Source organism: Kitasatospora sp. NPDC089797, assembly GCF_040684795.1.
GTDB lineage: Bacteria > Actinomycetota > Actinomycetes > Streptomycetales > Streptomycetaceae > Kitasatospora.
This window is the reverse complement of the sequence record NZ_JBFBGS010000059.1, coordinates 19,155-36,580: the sequence shown is the minus strand read 5'-3', so window position 1 is coordinate 36,580 and position 17,426 is coordinate 19,155. Positions and strand designations below refer to the sequence as shown.

Below are 17,426 nucleotides of genomic sequence, written 5' to 3'. Positions count from 1 at the left end.
CGCGCACAACGCCCGCCCCCCTGCCGTCAGTCGGCCGCCAACCGCTCCCGCAGCTCCGCCAGCACCTCGGCGGCCTCGCCCAGTCCGGCCGCCTCGCAGCGGGCGATCCCGGCGGTCAGCCGGTCCACCGCCGCCCGGCGACGGCCCAGGTCCCCGCCCTCGATCAGCGCGGCCAGCCGGACGGCCTCCGCGCGCAGCGACTCCGCCCGCAGCGCATCGGCCCGCGACGAATCGGCCTGCGACGAATCGGCCCGCGGCGACTCGGCACCCGCAGCGTGCCGCCCGTACTCCGCGATCGCCCGCTCGACCTCGGCCAGCGCCTCCTCGTGCCGGTCGGCGATGGCCAGGCAGCGGGCCCGCTCGTAGTGCGAACCGCCGTTCAGGTACCAGGCGTCGTACTCCTGGCCCGCCCGCTCGGCGGCCTCGCCGACGGCATCCGCCTCGGCCAGCAGGGCGAGCGCCGCATCGAGCCCCTCGGCCCCCTCGGAGCGCATCGTGAGCTGGGCCAACTCCCGCAGGGTGGCCGCCAGCTGGTCGATCTGCGGGGCCCTGCCATGGGCCTCCCGCGCGCGCCCGAGGGCGGCCTCGGCGGCGTCCCGGCGGTCCGCCCGGGCGAGCGCCAGGGTGGCTTCGCAGGCGACCATGGTGTGGGTCTGCTGGTCCTCCCAGTCGGCGACCAGGTCGGCCAGCCGCAGGTACTCCTCGGCCGCGTCCCGGTGCTCGTCCAGCTCGCCCAGCGCCCGGGCGAGGTCCAGCCGGGCCTGGGCGACCATCCGGACGTCCAACCCCTCCTCCGAGGAGCCCGCCCCACCCGTACCGGCCGCCTCACCCCTGCCGCCCGAAGCGCCCGAACCGGCAGGGCCGGCCGAGGCGTCCAGCACCGACTCCAGCACCGCCACCGCGTCGGCCGTCCGGCCCGTACCGCGCAGCACGTCCGCCAGCTGCAACCGCACCTGGGCCGCCTCCTCGACGGCCGCGGCCCCCTGCCGGTCGTAGCGCGCAGCGGCCTCGGACAGCGCCCGGACCGCCCCGCCGTAGTCCTCCACCTGCATGCTCGCGTGGCCGAGCATCATGTACGTCGGCGCGTACGGGTAGGAGTCGTCGCCCCAGCGCACGGCCTCGGCCAGCGCCCGGTGGAACACCTCGGCGGCCTGGGCGGGTTCACCGTGCTGCAACAGCACCTGGCCGAGCAGGCCGAGCACCCGCGGGGCGTGCCAGGGCAGTTCGGCGGCCTCCAACTGCGCCAGCACCGCGCGCAGTTCGGTGACCGCCTCGGCGAGCCGGCCCTCCCGGGCGGCGATGTCAGCGGTGTACTGGCGGGAGGTCGCGGCCCGCCGGGCGGAGCCCAGCTCGACGGCGGTCCGCTGGTAGTCCCCGACGACCTCCTCGAAGCGTCCGACCGTCCCGGCCGGGGCCTCGGGCAGCGCCTCGGCCAGGTCGTGGTGGGCGGCGTAGGCGCGCGACTGGAGGACGATCAGGTAGTCGTCGTCGAGCATCGCGCCGTCGGCGCGCAGCTCCCGGGCCCGCTCCAGCGCGGCGTCCAGCGCCGGCCAGTCGGCCACCGCGCCCTCGACGTCACCGAGTTCGACGATCAGCGTCCGGGTGCGGGCCATCAGCGCCGGGCCGGGCAGCCCGGCCGCCTCGAAGAGCTCGGCGGCGGCCAGCAGGCCCGCGATCCCCTCGGCGTGCTCGTCGCGCTGCAGTGCCTCGTGGGCGCGCTGCTCGGCGATCTCGGCGTTCAGCCGCTCGGGGCCGCCGAGTTCGGCGTCCGCCGGGAACGCGAAGTCCTCGGCACCGACCCGCTCGACGATCCGCCGCCACAGCCGCTCGGCGTCCGGGTGGCCGAGCACTTCCAGCTCGCGGGCCCGCAGCACCAGGGCGGTGAAGTCCTCCGGCTCCGGCTCGACCGCCCGGCGCGGCACCCGGGGCGCGGCCGGGGCCGCCGCGGCGAGTTCCGGCGCGGCGACGGCCCGCACGCCCAGCGCCAGCGGCTCGGCCAGCAGCGGCCCGGCCGCCAGCCGGGCCCGCCGGGCGGCGCTCACCGCGCCGGTACCGTTGCGGGCGTCGAAGCGGGCGGCCAGGGCGTCGGCCTCGCCGCGCAGGTGGGCGAGCAGGGTGTCCACCGTCCAGGTGGTGCCGGCCGGGCCGCTGACCGGGAGTCCGCCGTGGCCGGCCGCGGCCAGGGCGGCGACCAGAACCTCGACGCCGGTCAGGAACTCCAGCCGGGCGGCGGGCTCCCCGGTCACCGCGAACAGGTCCCGGTTCTCGGCCAGCAGCTCCAGGCCGCGCGGCTCGTTGCCGGACAGCGCGCAGAACTCCAGGTGCCGGCCGACCGCGTCCAGCATCGCGGCCTTGCCGCGGGCGTAGCGGTAGCCGGCCAGGTGCGCGGAGCGGGCCTCGTCGAGGCGGCCGCGGCGCAGCAGCGGCAGCAGGGCGGTGGCCTGGCTGAGGTAGGGCTCCTGCTCGCAGCCGCTGCGGCCGTCCAGCACCGGGGCGAGGGTCTCCAGCGCGCGGGCGTCGTCGCCGGCGGCGAGGAAGTGCTCGGCCCGGGTGCGGGTCTCGCAGGCGTGGCAGTCGCTCAGCTCGGTGCGCGGGCGGGCCGTCCACAGCTCGTAGGCGTCCTGGACGTCGACGCCGGTCTGCGCGGCCAGGTGGTAGCGCTGGGCGTAGTACGGCTGGAGGTCGAAGCCGGCCTTGCGGTAGCGGTCGCGCAGTTCGGTGTGCCAGCGCCGGACGGCGGTGAGCGGGACGTCCGGGGTGTCCAGCAGCGCGGTGGCCACCCACTTGAAGCGCCAGAACACCTGGCGCCGGGCCCACTCGCCGAAGCCGTCCGGGTCGCGGTCCCAGAGCTTGAGCACCCGGGCGAAGACCACCGGGCTCTTGCTGCGCTCGCCGTCGTACTCGTAGGCCTCCATGAGTTCGAACAGGGCCATCGAGCGGACCCCGGTGTCGTCGAACTGCTCGGCGGCGTCGACGAGTTCCTCGGCCGTGACGGTGCGGGTGCGGCCGTACGGGCGGGCGTCGTTCTCGCGCAGCGCGGCCATCACCGCGTCGGTGCTGTCCAGCATCACGCCTCCTTCGGGCCGCGGTCGTCCCGGCCGGCCGCCTCGTGGCCGAGCATGGCGTGGTCGAGCAGGCTGATGAACGAACGGTTCAGCAGGGCCGACTCGCTGGCCTTGAGCGGGCGGCGGGTCATCAGCACGGCCTGCCCGTACAGCGCCTCGACGGCGGTGACGGCCAGCTCGCGGTCGACGACGCCGGCGGCGCGGCGCACCAGCGGGTTGAGGTGGTTCAGCACCAGCTGGGCGCGGGGCACCTCGGCGCGCAGCGAGCCCAGGATGTCCGCCCACAACCCGTCGGCCTCGTCGGCGAGTTGGGCGCGGGTGCGCTCGTGCCGGGCCTCCCGGTTGTCGAGCAGCAGGGCGGGCGCGTTGGTCGGGTGGAAGCTGCGCAGGGCGACGTCGCAGTCGAACCGGCCGACCACCTCGCGGGCGATCGCCAGGAACGCCCCGGCGGCCAGCTCGGCGGCCGGGTCGACGGTGTCCAGGTGCGCGGTGACCGTCCCCGGGTCGAGGTCGGCGACCGAGACGCCGGGCCGGATCTCGGGCAGCCGGTGCACCAGGTCGCGGTCGTAGGTGTAGCCGCCGTTGACCACGCCGAGCCCGGCCGCACCCGCGATCGGGGCGACCTGCCGGAACTCCTCGACCGTCCGGGTCACCAGCACCACCGGGTGGCTGCGGGCGAACTCGTCCAGGGTGACATTGCCGTCGGTGGTCTCGAACGGCAGCCAGGGCAGCATCATCCGCAGCAACTCGTCGTCGTAGCGGGCGAGTTCCTTGACGGCCAGGTGGTGCACGGAGAGGAAGCGGTGCAGCAGCGCCGGATCGCTGGCGGACAGGCCGGTGAGCCAGTCGCGGATCCGGGCGCCGAGTGCGTCGCGGACGGCGGCCAGCGTCTCGTCGGCGTACAGGCCCTCGCGCGAGGCGGTGGGGCGCAGCCCGTCGGTGTCCACCACGCAGCGGACGAAGAACGCCCAGTCCGGCAGCAGTTCGGCGGCCTGGTCGGAGAGCAGCATGCCCTTGAGGTGCACCCGGTGGCCGTTGCGGCGTGAGGGCGGGGCGGCGTCCGGCAGCACGTAGGCGACGCCGCGCAGGCCGACCAGCGGCAGGTCCAGCTCGATGGTGTCGAGCGGGGTGAAGTCGAAGGCGGCGCGGCAGTACTCGGCGAGCGCGTCACGGCGGGCCAGCGGGGAGCCGTGCCGCTCGGCCCACGGCGGGGTGCGGTTGACCCGGTGCTCGGTGCCGTCGGCGTCGACCACGGTGACGTCGTGGCGCAGCAGGCTGCCGAAGTCCCGGGCGAGGGTGAGCACCCGGGCCGGGCGGGTCCACTCCACGGCGTCGGCGCGCGGGGCGAGGGTGACGGTGGTGCCCGGCTCGGGCTTGGCCTCGGCGGGCAGGGTGCGGATGGTGTAGCTGCCGTCGGAGCTGCCGCGCCACTCGATCACCGGGGCGTCCGGGGTGGCGGCGGAGCGGGTGACCACGGTGATCCCGTCGGCGACCACGAAGCAGGCGAGCAGGCCGATGCCGAACTGGCCGATGAAGTCGCCGCGGGCCTGCGCCAGTCCGGCGCCGTCCAGCCGGCCGTCGGCGTCGCGCTTGGAGCTGCGGCCGATGGTGGCGAGGAAGGTGTGGACGTCCTGCTCGGTCAGGCCGATGCCGGTGTCGGTGACGGACAGCTCGTCGTCGACGCGGACGGTGATGGCGGCGGGCGCCGCGGGGTCCAGGGCGCGGCGGGCGGAGATCGCGTCCACCGCGTTCTGCAGCAGCTCGCGCAGGTAGACGCGCGGGCTGGAGTAGAGGTGGTGGGAGAGCAGGTCCACCAGGCCGCGCAGGTCCACCTGGAAGGTGTGCGCACTCGTCGGGTTGTCGGATGGGGACACCGGAGGCTCTTTCGGTCGCGGAAGTGGGTGACGTGCGAAGGGGGGCGGCGGACGCGCCTCGGCGTCAGTACGCGGCGCAGCGGTCGCGGTGGGCGCGGAAGGCCTTGACCGGGTCGCCGGACAGGTACTGCCAGGGGAACTCGGTCACCTGGCCGTCCAGCGCGTCGAACAGCAGCCGCGCGGTCTTCGGCTGGTCGGCCAGCGAGAAGGCCATCGCGAAGGTGTTGAAGCTGCCCTGCCAGCCGCGGTCCGGCACGAAGGCCGGGTGGAGCACGGAGCGGAACGCCGCCTCCTGCAGCTCGGCGAGCACGGCGGGGCTGGTCAGGTAGGCGCGGTCCTCGCCGTCCGGGAGGTCCAGCCAGTGCTCCAGGTGGGCGAGCGCGACCAGTTCGCCGAGCCGGCTGCCCTCGGGGGCGGCCAGCATCGCGGAGCGGGCGAACCCGTGCATGGCGTCGTGCGAGCCGCCCCACTTGGCGCACAGCTGCTGCAACCGCTGCTGGTGCGAGCCGAGGTGCCCGGGCGATCGGCGCACGGCGGCCTCGAAGCGGCAGGTGGCGATCTCCGGGCCGAGCGAGGCGCCGCGGGCGCTGATCTGGAGGAAGTACCAGGGGGCGAGCCAGCCCGGCTCGCGCTCGGCGACCTCCAGCAGCTGCTCCTCGGCGACGTCCAGGCGCTGGTGGAAGAGCTTCCACTGCTCCTCGGTGACCTTGTTCGCCCGGGCGCCGGTGCGGGCCTCCCAGGCCCAGCTGACGTGCCGGGCGCCGGACACCAGCAGCGGCAGCGGGTCCTCCGGGGCGTCCGCCACCGCGCGGGCCGTCCACTGCTCGACGCCGGGGACGTCGGCGATCGCGCCGACGAGCCAGCTCAGTTCGGCGGCGTCGGGGGCGGTGGCAGTGGAGGTGGAGGTGGCCGGGGTGTCCGTGGCTCCGGTCGCGGCGGCCGCGCCGTCGATCCGGGCGGCCAGCGCCGGGCGCAGCGCAGCCCAGTCCCCGGCGGCGGCCTGCTCCAGCAGCAGCCGGACGGCCGGGTCGCCGAAGGTCGGGTCGAGCCGCGGTGCGGGCGCGGCGTCCCCGGCGGCGCGCCTGCCGAACCCGAGCCCGAGCCCGCGTCCGAGCCCGCGCAGACCGGACCGGCCCCGCGCGGCCTCCGCGCCTCCCGTGCCCTGCCCGCTCCCTCCGCCCTCTCCGCCCTCTCCGCCCGAGCGGCGTCGGAACAGCGGCATGTGTGGCCCCCTCGAACATCATCGGCATCTCTCGCATGGCCGCGCTGCGGCCACCCCAGATGAGTACATATCACGGGCGGCCGACAGCTCTTTCCCCAGCCCAGCACCCGTCCCCGGCCGATGGTGCCGGTGCGCGGGGGCGGGTGACATGTTGCCGCCTGACAGCTTTCTGACAGCACGCGGGTCGCCGACCGAGCCGACGATCCGTCAGGCTGTCTACCGTGCACGCCATTCGCTTCCATCTGCGCGCTCCGGAGCGCCCCGAGGACCACCCGACCGCCCCGCCGTCCCCCTCGCCCCCAACCCCGGCACCGGCTCTGGTCACACCCTCACCTGAGGCCGTCCGGGACGCGCTCGCGCGCGCCCTGCCCGCCCCGGCCCGGCTCGAACACACCCGGATCCTGGTCGGCCCGGGCACGGTGGACGGGGTCGCCTTCCTCCTCGCCGACAACCTGCTCGCCGCCGAGGCCGCCGTCACCGTCGCCTGCACCACCCTGACCGGACCGGCCGGCCCGCTGCCCGGCTGGCAGGTGCCGCACTGCACGCTGGACACCCTGCTGGCACTCGGACTGCACGACCTGCCGACCTACCCGTGACCGCCCCGACCGGCGACGGCCCCGGTCAGGCGTCCCCTCCCAGGCCCCTGCTCAGGCCCCTGCTCAGGCGCCCGGCCCGGCGTCCGGCGTCTTCCCCGCCTGCGCCTGCTCGATCCGGTTGACCAGCATCACCGCGAACCTCCGGGCCGCGGGCAGGTCCACCTGGCCGCCCTCCGTCGTCACGCTCGCCACCACCGTGCCCGAGCGCACCACGACGCTCACCCCGTCGCCCCCGGCCAGCGGCCCCACGAAGGCCTGGCTCTCACTGCCCAGCGCCGGGCTGTCCACCTTCTTGAACGGCCCGACCGGGTACGAGGCGTAGGTCTCCGCCAGCCGGCTCTTCGCGGCGTCCCGGCTCGGCAGCGTCTCCACCAGGAACCGGGTGATCAGGTCACCCGAGGAGAACCGCACCGACCCGCTGAGCGGCTTGCCGGTGCACGGCGCCGACGCCGTACAGGTGACGGCGTGGTCGGCGGTGTCGACCCGGCGCTTCTCCTCGTCCCACCCGGCCATCGCCTTGGCGTCCGGCAGCACCTGCCCGACCACCTTGTCGTCCAGCAACACCGCCTCCAGGTCCGCCCGCGGCACCGGCGCGGCACTGGCCGCGGCCGTCCCCGCGGCCCCCGTCGCGTCGGCCGCCCCACCCGGAGCCGCAGAGGCCGACGCCGCTCCGGTAGCCGCCGCTCCGGTGGCCGACGTCGTTCCGCTTGCCGACGCCGCTCCGCTCACCGCCGAACTCGGCGTCCCGGCAGCCCCCTTGGCGCCCTCCGACCCGCCGGACGAACACCCGGCCAGCACCCCCGCCAACACCCCGACCGCCACCGCGACGGCGACCCGTCGACCACCCATCCCCATGCCCGCCCGCTCCCTCGCGCCCGTCCGTGACCCGTCACCATACCCCGCACACGAAGCACCGTCCCGGGGCCACCGACGGAACGTTCCCGGGACACCCCCTGGACGCCCCCGGAAACGCCGGCGGGGCGGCGACCGAAAGGTCACCGCCCCGCCGGCACCAGCCCGTTGGCGGATCAGACCGCCGGCGCCGGGAAGGTCGGGTACTCGACGCCCGAGATGTACTGCACGACCCGGACGACCTGGCACGAGTAGCCGAACTCGTTGTCGTACCACAGGTACAGGATCGCGTTGTCGCCGTCGACCTTGGTCGCGCCGGCGTCCACGATCGAGGCGTGGCGCGAGCCGATGAAGTCGCTGGAGACCGCGTCCGGGGAGTCGGTGAAGTCGATCTGGCGCTTCAGCGGCGAGGTCAGCGAGATGTTCCGCAGGTAGTCGAGGACCTCCTCGCGGTTGGTCTCGCGCTTCAGCTGCAGGTTGAGGATCGCGATGGAGACGTCCGGCACCGGCACCCGGATAGAGCTGCCGGTGATCTTCGCCTGGAGGTCCGGCAGCGCCTTGGCGACGGCCGAGGCGGCACCGGTCTCGGTGATCACCATGTTCAGCGGCGCCGAACGGCCGCGACGGTCGGCCTTGTGGTAGTTGTCCAGCAGGTTCTGGTCGTTGGTGAACGAGTGGACGGTCTCCACGTGGCCGCGCACCACGCCGTACTCGTCCTCCATCGCCTTCAGCGGCGGGACGATGGCGTTGGTGGTGCAGGAGGCGCAGGAGATGATCTGCTCGTCCGGCTTGATCATGTCGTGGTTGACGCCGTGCACGATGTTGGGCACGTCGCCCTTGCCCGGGGCGGTCAGCACGACCTTGGCGATGCCGGGGCGCAGGTGCTTGGACAGGCCCTCGCGGTCACGCCACTTGCCGGTGTTGTCGATCAGGATCGCGTCCTTGATCCCGTACTCCGTGTAGTCGACCTTGGTCGGGTCGTCGGAGTAGATCACCGCGATCTCGTTGCCGTTGACGACGAGCTTGTTGTTCGCCTCGTCGACGGTGATGGTGCCCTGGAACTGGCCGTGGATCGAGTCCCGGCGCAGCAGCGAGGCGCGCTTGACCAGGTCGTCGTCACCGCCGCCGCGCACCACGATCGCCTTCAGCCGCAGACCGTTGCCGGAGGCCTTCTCGATCAGCAGCCGGGCGACCAGCCGGCCGATCCGGCCGAACCCGTACAGCACGACGTCCTGCGCGGACCGGCGCTCCAGCTTGTTCTCACCGGTGGCACCGGCGACGGCCTGCGCGGTGAACTCCGCCACCGACAGACCCCGGTCGTCCGCCCGGTAGGCCGAGGCGAGCATCGCCAGGTCGATCTGCGAGGGGCCCAGATCCAGGGCGGTCAGCGCCTCCAGGAACGGCATGGTCTCGGTGACCGAGAGCTCCTCGCCGGCTATCTGCCGCGCGAAGCGGTGCGTCTTGAGGATGCTGACCACCGACTTGTTCACCAGGGAACGGCTGTGGAGCAGGACGGTGACGTCCTTCTCCCGGTGCAGCCGCCCGATGATCGGGATCATCGACTCCGCGATCTCCTCGCGGTTCTTCCAGTCCGTGAACACGTCGTCGTTGACAGTCACAAGTCCATCTTTCGAGCTGAGGGTGTTGCCCACATGGTAGCTTCGCCCGCTTCCGGCCCAGCGGCCGGTCCCGCCCCCACCCCCGACCCCCACCCCTCCCACCTGCACTTTCCCCCACCGCCCCACCACCAAAGGTGATCACCGCCACCCCCGGATCGCCTTTCCCGTACGGGAATTGGCCGGAGGCCCCGCTCCCCTGCCGTCGACCCGTGCGGATTTGCCGGGGCAGCGGTGCGGTGGGGTAATGGGATGGCCGGTGCTTGAGGGTGTGGCGAGAGACCCGGGAGCGTGCGATGAGCGGTGGGCCGGAACCGATCAGTGCCGAGGGGCTGCGTGCCGTGCGGGAGGAGTTGGCGCAGCTGCGGGCGGAGCGGGGGGAGGTGGCCGCGACGTTGCGGGGGGAGGATCCGGTGGGGGACCGGGCGGACGCGGCGGACGAGTTGCAGCGGGCGTCGGAGGTGGCCCGGCTGGACCGGCGGATCGCCGAGTTGGAGGGGCGGTTGCGGGAGGCCGAGGTGGCCGGGGCACCGTCGACGGACGTGATCGGGGTGGGGTCGACCGTCACGGTGCGGTTCGGGGACGGCGAGGAGGAGACCGTCGAGATCGCCGAGCTGCCCGAGGAGCGGGAGTTGACCCTGGTGACGTACGACAGTCCGTTGGGGAAGGCGCTGTTGGGCCACCACGCCGGGGAGACGGTGAACTACGAGACGCCGGGCGGCGCGGCGAGCGCGGTCGTGCTGGCGGTCGGGAACGCGGCGTAGCGCAGGGCAGCGGGCGGTCGGGGGCGGTTGATAGGCGGTGCCTTTCGGGTCACCGGAAAGGCCTCTTTGACGTGCTCCGACGACGGCCCACAGACTGGACCGACGGAGTCCGGTTGTGGCCGGGAAGTCGGAAAAGGGGCAGTTCAGGGCATGGGCAGACGGGACGGGACGCCCAGCGGCTGGCTCCCCGCGGCCGCCGCGGTGGCGGTCGCCGCCTGGGGCGCGAACCAGTTCACCGCACTCGCGAGCGTCTACCGGGCGCGCACCGACTGGTCGGCGCTGTCGCTGGCCGCGATGTTCTCGGTCTACCTGGTCGGCCTGGTGCCCGGGCTGCTGCTGGCCGGTCCGGTGGCCGCCCGGTGCGGACGGCGGCGGACGGTGCGGGCCGCGCTCGCGCTGTCGGCGGCCGCCAGTGCGCTGCTGGCCGTACCGGAGGAGTCGACGGTGTTCGCGGCGCGGCTGGCGACCGGGTTCGCCGCCGGGCTGGTGTTCGTGGCCGGGGCGGCCTGGCTGCGTGAGCTGGCCGGCCCGGAGGCTCCCCCGGAGGTGTCGGCGCGCCGGGCGATGTACGCGACCGCGACGGGCTTCGCGGCCGGCGCGCTGGCCTCCGGGGTGGTCGCCGAGTGGCTGCCCGGTCCGACGGTGCTGCCGGCCCTGGCGCACGCGCTGGGCTGCCTGCTGGTGCTGCGGGCCACCCGCCGCCTCCCCGACACCGCGCCGGCCCGTACGGCGCCCGGGCATGGGGTGGCAACCGGACCCGCAGCGGCAAGCGGGCACGGGGCAGCACCCGGGCACGGGGCGGCGGCCGTCCGCCACCCCCGGTTCCGGTACGTCGTGCTGCCCGCGAGCCCCGCGGTGCTGGGCGCCGCCACCGTGGGCTACGCGGTGCTGCCCCCACTGGTCGCCCACCACCTGCCCGGCTACGCCCCGCTGTTCAGCGGGCTGGTGGCCGCGCTGACGCTGGCCACGGGGGCACTCGCCCAGCCCTTCGCCGCCCGGCTGGACGACGCCCGCAGTGCCCGGGCCACCCTCGCCGCGATGGCCACCGTGATCGCCGGGCTGCTGCTCGGCGCCCTGGCCGCCGACCGGGACTCGGTGGGCCTGGTGCTGGCGGCCGCCGTGGTGCTCGGCACCGGGTACGGGCTGACCCTCGGCGCCGGACTGCACGAAGTGGAACGGCTCGCCAGGCGGCACGAGGCGGAACAGCAGGGCGAACCGCAGGGGGAACAGCAGGGGGAAGAGCTTGCGGAACGGCGGACGGAGCAGCAGGCGGCCCGGCCCGCCGCCGTGCGCAGGCCGGGCCCCGGCCCGGCCCCGCTCTACCAGAGCACCACCTCCAGCGGCTTCCTCACCCCGCTGCTGCTCGCCGGCACCGCCGGACGCGCCTCGTACCCGGCGCTGCTGGTCGGCATGGCCGGGGTCGGGGTGCTCGGCCTGGCGGTCACCGCCGCCCACAGCCGTCGCCACCTGCCCGAGCCCCCCGCCCCCGGGAAGGGGGAAGATTCATCCGTACCGACCGGACCGACCCCGAGGAGCCGACCGCCATGGGCCGAGTGACCGTGAGCCGCCGGGTGCTGCGGCTGCGCCAGGGCGTGCCCGCGTACCGCGCCGACACCCTGGCCGCCGAGGAGCCGATGGAGATCCGGGTCGGCGGCCGCCCGCTGACGGTGACCATGCGCACCCCCGGCAGCGACTTCGACCTCGCGGCGGGCTTCCTGGTCGGCGAGGGAGTGCTGCACGCCGCCGACCACCTGGCCGGGATCCGCTACTGCGCCGGGGCCACCGCCGACGGCGGCAACACGTACAACGTGGTGGACGTGGTGCTCGCCCCCGGGGTGCCCGCGCCGGACCCCTCGCTGGAGCGCAACTTCTACACCACCTCCTCCTGCGGCCTGTGCGGCAAGGCCAGTCTGGAGGCGGTGCGCGCCACCGCACCGTGGAGCGTCGCGGAGGACGGCCTGCGGGTCACCCCGGAGCTGCTGTCCGCGCTGCCGGACCGGCTGCGCGCCGCCCAGAAGGTGTTCGACAGCACCGGCGGGCTGCACGCGGCCGGACTGTTCGACGCCACCGGGCGGCTGCTCTGCCTGCGCGAGGACGTGGGCCGGCACAACGCGGTGGACAAGGTCGTCGGCCACGCGCTGCGCGAGGGCCTGCTGCCGGCCCGCGGCACGGTGCTGATGGTCAGCGGCCGGGCCTCCTTCGAGCTGGTCCAGAAGGCCGTGCTGGCGGGCATCCCGCTGCTGGCCGCCGTCTCCGCGCCGTCCTCGCTGGCGGCCGACCTGGCCGAGGAGAGCGGGCTGACCCTGGTCGGCTTCCTGCGCGGCGACTCGATGAACGTGTACACCCGCCCGGACCGCGTCGACACCAGCCGACCCGACCCCGTCGACACCGACCGGCCCGACCCCGTCGACACCGGCCGTCCCGACCCCGCCGAGACCGACCGGCCCGACCGGCCCGACCGCGTCGACGCCACCCGGAGCGACGACTAGATGCTCTTCCGCCAGCTGGAATACCTGGTCGCCCTCGCCCGGGAGCGCCACTTCGCCCGCGCCGCCGAGGCCTGCCACGTCTCCCAGCCCGCCCTGTCCGAGGCCGTGCGCAAGCTGGAGGACGAGCTGAAGGTGCTGCTGGTGCGGCGCGGCCGCACGTACGAGGGCCTCACCCCCGAGGGCGAGCGGATCGTGCGGTGGGCGCAGCGCATCCTGGCCGACCGGGACGCGCTGCGGGACGAGGTGGCCGCGCTGCGCACCGGGCTGAGCGGGCGGCTGCGGATCGGCTCGGTGCCGACCGCCGCGGGCGCCGTCCCGCTGCTCACCGGGCCGTTCTGCACCGCCCACCCGCTGGCCGCCGTGGAGCTCTCCACCGATCTGCGCTCGGACGAACTCCTGCGCCGGGTGCGGAACTTCGAGATCGACGCGGGCATCACCTACCTGCCGGACCCGGCCGCCGACGACCTGCGCGCCGTCCCGCTGTACCGGGAGCGGTACGTCCTGCTGACCGGCCCGGCCGAGGAGCCGGCCCGGCACCCGCGGGCGACCTGGACGGAGGCCTCCCGGCTCCCGCTGTGCCTGTTGCACCCGGGGATGCAGGGCCGACGGGTGCTGGACGAGGTGTTCGCGGGCCTCGGGGTGGCGCCGGCGCCCCGGGTCGAGACGGATTCGGTGGCCTCGCTCTTCGCCCACGTGCGCACCGGTCAGTGGGCCAGCGTGGTGCCGTACGCCTGGCTGCACGTGTTCGGGGTGCCGCCCGGGATGCGGGCCGTGCCGCTGGTGGAGCCGGCGCACAGCGCGCCGGTCGGGCTGGTGATCGCGGCCCGGGAGCCGGGGTCGGTGATGGCCCGGGCGCTGCTGGAGGTGGCCCGCCGTACCGACCTCGCCGGGGTGCTGGGCGCCCTGCCGGAGGCGTGAGGTTCGACGCGCGGACGCCGATCGCCCGGCGTAGCGTCGGTCCGGACCCACCGGTCCCCCAGCCGTCCGACCGAAGGCGACGACCGTGAGCACCTCCGACGACGACAACAGCCGGACCGACGCCCCACGGCCACAGCCACAGCCACGGCCCGCGACGCGGCCGCAGGCCCGGCCGGAGAAGCGCCCGAAGCCGGGCCCGGAGAAGGTCGGCCCCTCCCCCGACGGCGCCCCGCACTTCGCGCCGTACACCCACCCGGCCGCGGGCTGGGGCGCCGCGAAGAGCGTCACCCGCTTCCTGCTGCGCGAGGGCGCCTACGTCGACGGTCCGCGGGCGGTCATGCGGATGAACCACGAGAACGGCGGCTTCGACTGCCCCGGGTGCGCCTGGCCGGACGACACCAAGGGCCTGCACCTGGACATCTGCGAGAACGGCATCAAGCACGTCACCTGGGAGATGACCCGCAAGCGGGTCGGGCGGGAGTTCTTCGCCGCGCACTCGGTGACCGAGCTGTCCGGGTGGAGCGACTTCGCCCTGGAGGACCAGGGCCGGCTCACCGAGCCGATGACGTACGACCCGGCGACCGACCACTACGTGCCGATCAGCTGGAAGGACGCCTTCGCGCTGGTCGGCCGCACGCTGCGCGGCCTGGACGACCCGAACCGGGCCGCCTTCTACACCTCCGGCCGGCTCGGCAACGAGGCGACCTTCCTCTACCAGCTGCTGGCCCGCGAGCTGGGCACCAACAACCTGCCGGACTGCTCCAACATGTGCCACGAGGCCAGCGGGCGGGCCCTGCAGGCCGCGCTCGGCACCGGGAAGGGGACGGTCGACCTCAAGGACTGGGAGGTCACCGACGCACTGTTCATCCTGGGCGTCAACGCGGCCTCCAACGCGCCCCGGATGCTCACCGCGCTCGCCGAGGCGTACACCCGGGGCGCGCAGATCGTGCACGTCAACCCGCTGATCGAGGCGGCGTCCCGGCGGACGATCATCCCGCACGACTTCACCGACATGGCGCTGAACAAGTCCACCCGGACCGGCACGCTGAACCTCCAGGTGCGGATCGGCGGCGACATGGCGCTGCTGCGCGGGATGGCCAAGGCCGTCCTGGAGCAGTCGGCGACCGACGACAAGGCCCTCGACCAGCTGTTCATCGACCGCCACACCTCGGGCTTCGCCGCCTACCGCGACCTCTGCGCGGCCACGCCCTGGGCGGAGATCGAGCGGCAGAGCGGGCTGGGCCGCGCCGAGATCCTCCGGGCGGCGCGGGTGTACCGCGAGGCGGACCGCTCGATCTTCAGCTGGTGCCTGGGCGTCACCCAGCACGAGCACGGCGTGGACACCGTGCGGGAGATCGTCAACCTCCTGCTGCTGCGCGGCAATCTGGGCCGCGAGGGCGCCGGGCCGTCACCGGTGCGCGGGCACAGCAACGTCCAGGGCAACCGCACCTGCGGGATCGACCACCGGCCCGCCGACGCCTTCCTGGACCGGCTCGCCGAGGTCTGCCGGATCGACCCGCCGCGCGCCCACGGCCTGGACACCGTCGGCGCGATCGAGGCGATGCGGCGCGGCGAGGTGACGGTCTTCGTCGGCATGGGCGGCAACTTCGCGCTGGCCGCGCCGGACACCCCGTACACCTACGAGGCGCTGCGCACCTGCGAGTTGACCGTGCAGGTGAGCACCAAGCTGAACCGCAGCCACCTGGTGCACGGCCGCCGGGCGCTGATCCTGCCCTGCCTGGGCCGGACCGAGAAGGACCACCAGCGCGCCGGGGTGCAGTCGACCTCCGTCGAGGACTCGATGAGCATGGTGCACCTGTCGGTGGGCATGAAGCGCCCGGCCTCGCCGCACCTGCTCTCCGAGCCCGCGATCGTCGCCGGGATGGCCCGGGCGGCACTGCCGGACAGCGCCACCCCGTGGGAGTGGTACGTCGAGGACTACGACCGGATCCGCGACACCATGGCCGAAGTGCTGGACGGCTTCGAGGACTTCAACCGCCGGGTGCGGCTGCCGCTGGGCTTCCGGATCAAGCAGCCGGCCCGCGAACTGGTCTTCCTCACCCGCACCGGCAAGGCCGAGTTCTCCGCCGCCCCGCTGCCCGACGTCGTCCCCGCACCGGGCACCCTGGCGCTGGGCACGATGCGCTCGCACGACCAGTGGAACACCACCATCTACTCGGACGACGACCGCTACCGGGGCGTGAAGAACCTGCGCACCCTGGTCTTCCTGAACCGGGACGACATGCGCGAGCGCGGCATCGCCGAGTTCGACCCGGTGGACGTCACCAGCACCGCCCGGGACGGCTCCACCCGCTCGGTGCACGGCTACCTGGCGGTCCCGTACGACATCCCGCGCGGCTGCGCGGCCGGGTACATGCCGGAGCTGAACGTGCTGTGCGCGATCGGGGACTTCAGCACCCAGAGCGACCAGCCGATCATGAAGCACCTGAAGGTGACCGTCGCCAGGAGCAGCGTCACCGGGGGCACCGCCACCGGAGGTACCAACACCGGGAGCAGCGCCGCCGGGAGCCAGGCCTAGTCGGACGGCTGCGGCGTCCAGCGGTGCAGGCCCTTGCGGTCGTAGTAGCGGGTCATCCCGAAGCCGAAGGCCAGGGCCAGCACCACCCCGACCGCGATCATGATCCAGCCGCGGGCCAGTCCGGCGTCCGCGCGGGCGTCGAAGAAGAGGATCGCCCGGATGCCGTCGCTCAGCTGGCGCATCGGCTCGAAGACGCCGAGGAAGCGGTAGAAGCCGGGCACCGCCTGGAGCGGGACGGTCGCCCCGGAGGAGGGCAGGGCCAGCGCGATGAAGACGAACATGGACACCAACTGCCCGATCCCGCCGAACGCGGCGTTGATCGCCTGCACCCCGAGGCCGACGGCGAGGCTGGCGCAGTAGGCGAACAGCCAGAGCAGCGCCTGGTGCGGGGCGTCCATGCCGAGGATGCCGGCCGTGCAGAGCAGCACCAGCGAGGTGGTGAGCAGCATGATCCCGGCGGTCATCACCATCTTGAGCAGCAGGGTCTGGGTGCGGCTGATCGGGACGGTCGGCCGGCGGGTGTGCCAGGGGCCGATCTCGCTGTCGCTGTAGCCGAGGGCGCCGTCGACGCCGTTGTGGATGATGTTGCCGCCGATGAAGCCGGTCAGGACGGCGAGCAGGGTGTAGTAGAAGGCGCTGAGACCGAGGCCGCTGTGGGTGCCGATCGGGTGGCCGACCCGGGTGGTGACGGCGAACGGGTCGGCGAGCAGCAGCCGGGCGGTGGCACCGGTGTCCGGCCCCCGTGCCCCCGCCCCCGCACCCGAACCCGCGCTCCCACCCGCGGCCGCACCCGAGCCCGTGCTCCCACCCGCGGCCGGTACGGCGGCGAGCAGTTCCTTCCCGGCGGCGACGGAGGCCTGGTGGGCCGCGTTCTGGGCGATCTGCGCGGCGAGCGAGGAGCCCAGGCTGCCCAGGCCGGGGTTGGTGAGCACGGTGAGGGTGGGCCGCTCGGTGGCGCCGCCGGCGGTGAGCCGGCCGACGGTGGCCGTGAAGTCGGCCGGGACGAGCAGCGCGCCGTAGACCTTGCCGGACGCGAGGAGGTCGCGGGCGCCGGCCTCGTCGGTCCGCCGCCAGTCGACCGTGTCACCGGGGGTACCGGCGAGCACCGCCCTGGTCAGCTCGGTGCCGAGGTCGACGGACCGGCCGGGCGGCGGCGGGCCCTGGTCCGCGTTGACCAGGGCGATCGGCAGCCGGTGCAGGTGTCCGGTCGGGTTGACGATGCCGCCGAGGTAGAGCAGCGAGAGCAGGACGGCCACCAGCGCGGACAGGATGCTCGGGAAGAGCCAGAGCTTGGGGTTCCGGGCGAGTGCCAGGGCCCTGGCCTGCCGGGGAGCCCCCTGGGAGCCTGCGGTCGCCATGCCACCCCTCGGGTTCGGGCACGGGCGGATGCCGTGCCGCTGCCGGTACGGCGGGAAGTCGTTCCGTGGTCACGAACCGGTCAAACCCGCGTCACCCGGACGGGTGCCGGCCGCCGAGAAAGGTAAAGGTTCT

Annotated in this window: 12 protein-coding genes; 6 read left to right on the top strand and 6 right to left on the bottom strand. The window is 74.5% G+C overall.

The features are described from left to right. Positions 1–26: 26 nt before the first annotated feature. From AB0O91_RS34715 to AB0O91_RS34705, 3 genes are all read right to left on the bottom strand, one after another. Positions 27–3,068 (bottom strand): hypothetical protein, encoded by a 3,042-nt coding sequence (locus tag AB0O91_RS34715; RefSeq protein ID WP_363441791.1) that lies wholly within the window; start codon positions 3,066–3,068, stop codon positions 27–29. After that, positions 3,068–4,939, bottom strand: coding sequence for an HSP90 family protein (locus AB0O91_RS34710; RefSeq protein WP_363441789.1), 1,872 nt, complete (start codon positions 4,937–4,939; stop codon positions 3,068–3,070). Before AB0O91_RS34710 ends, AB0O91_RS34715 begins: the two co-directional genes overlap by 1 nt. Positions 4,940–5,003: 64 nt before the next feature. Beyond that, positions 5,004–6,161: a hypothetical protein gene (locus AB0O91_RS34705; RefSeq protein ID WP_363441787.1), complete on the bottom strand. Its 1,158-nt coding sequence runs from the start codon at positions 6,159–6,161 to the stop codon at positions 5,004–5,006. Positions 6,162–6,382: 221 nt separating this feature from the next. On the opposite strand from AB0O91_RS34705, the gene AB0O91_RS34700 reads away from it, so the two are divergent. Then, a complete protein-coding gene (locus tag AB0O91_RS34700; protein WP_363441785.1) occupies positions 6,383–6,757 on the top strand; it encodes a hypothetical protein in 375 nt (124 codons plus the stop codon). Positions 6,758–6,820: 63 nt separating this feature from the next. Here the strand turns inward: AB0O91_RS34700 and AB0O91_RS34695 are convergent, their stop codons facing one another. Next, entirely contained in the window at positions 6,821–7,318 is a 498-nt protein-coding gene (locus AB0O91_RS34695; RefSeq protein ID WP_363441783.1) for a hypothetical protein, read from the bottom strand. 467 nt (positions 7,319–7,785) lie between these two features. Further along, positions 7,786–9,228 (bottom strand): glyceraldehyde-3-phosphate dehydrogenase, encoded by a 1,443-nt coding sequence (locus tag AB0O91_RS34690; RefSeq protein ID WP_363441781.1) that lies wholly within the window; start codon positions 9,226–9,228, stop codon positions 7,786–7,788. 293 nt (positions 9,229–9,521) lie between these two features. Between AB0O91_RS34690 and AB0O91_RS34685 the strand changes: the two genes are divergently transcribed. The 5 genes from AB0O91_RS34685 to AB0O91_RS34665 all read left to right on the top strand — a co-directional run bounded on the left by AB0O91_RS34685 (position 9,522) and on the right by AB0O91_RS34665 (position 15,935). Next, positions 9,522–9,989 (top strand): GreA/GreB family elongation factor, encoded by a 468-nt coding sequence (locus tag AB0O91_RS34685; protein ID WP_363441779.1) that lies wholly within the window; start codon positions 9,522–9,524, stop codon positions 9,987–9,989. Between the two features lie 150 nt (positions 9,990–10,139). Further along, positions 10,140–11,546, top strand: coding sequence for an MFS transporter (locus tag AB0O91_RS34680; RefSeq protein WP_363441777.1), 1,407 nt, complete (start codon positions 10,140–10,142; stop codon positions 11,544–11,546). Continuing rightward, positions 11,534–12,478: a formate dehydrogenase accessory sulfurtransferase FdhD gene (gene fdhD / locus AB0O91_RS34675; protein ID WP_363441775.1), complete on the top strand. Its 945-nt coding sequence runs from the start codon at positions 11,534–11,536 to the stop codon at positions 12,476–12,478. The genes AB0O91_RS34680 and fdhD overlap by 13 nt, the downstream gene beginning before the upstream one ends. Beyond that, complete coding sequence (locus AB0O91_RS34670; RefSeq protein WP_363441773.1) at positions 12,479–13,396, top strand: LysR family transcriptional regulator; 918 nt, start codon at positions 12,479–12,481, stop codon at positions 13,394–13,396. Positions 13,397–13,481: 85 nt separating this feature from the next. Then, a complete protein-coding gene (locus AB0O91_RS34665) occupies positions 13,482–15,935 on the top strand; it encodes an FdhF/YdeP family oxidoreductase (RefSeq protein ID WP_363441771.1) in 2,454 nt (817 codons plus the stop codon). Here AB0O91_RS34665 and AB0O91_RS34660 read toward each other — a convergent pair. Then, positions 15,932–17,293, bottom strand: a complete 1,362-nt coding sequence (locus AB0O91_RS34660; protein ID WP_363441769.1) for a DUF3533 domain-containing protein — start codon at positions 17,291–17,293, stop codon at positions 15,932–15,934. The genes AB0O91_RS34665 and AB0O91_RS34660 overlap by 4 nt on opposite strands. Positions 17,294–17,426: the final 133 nt, after the last annotated feature.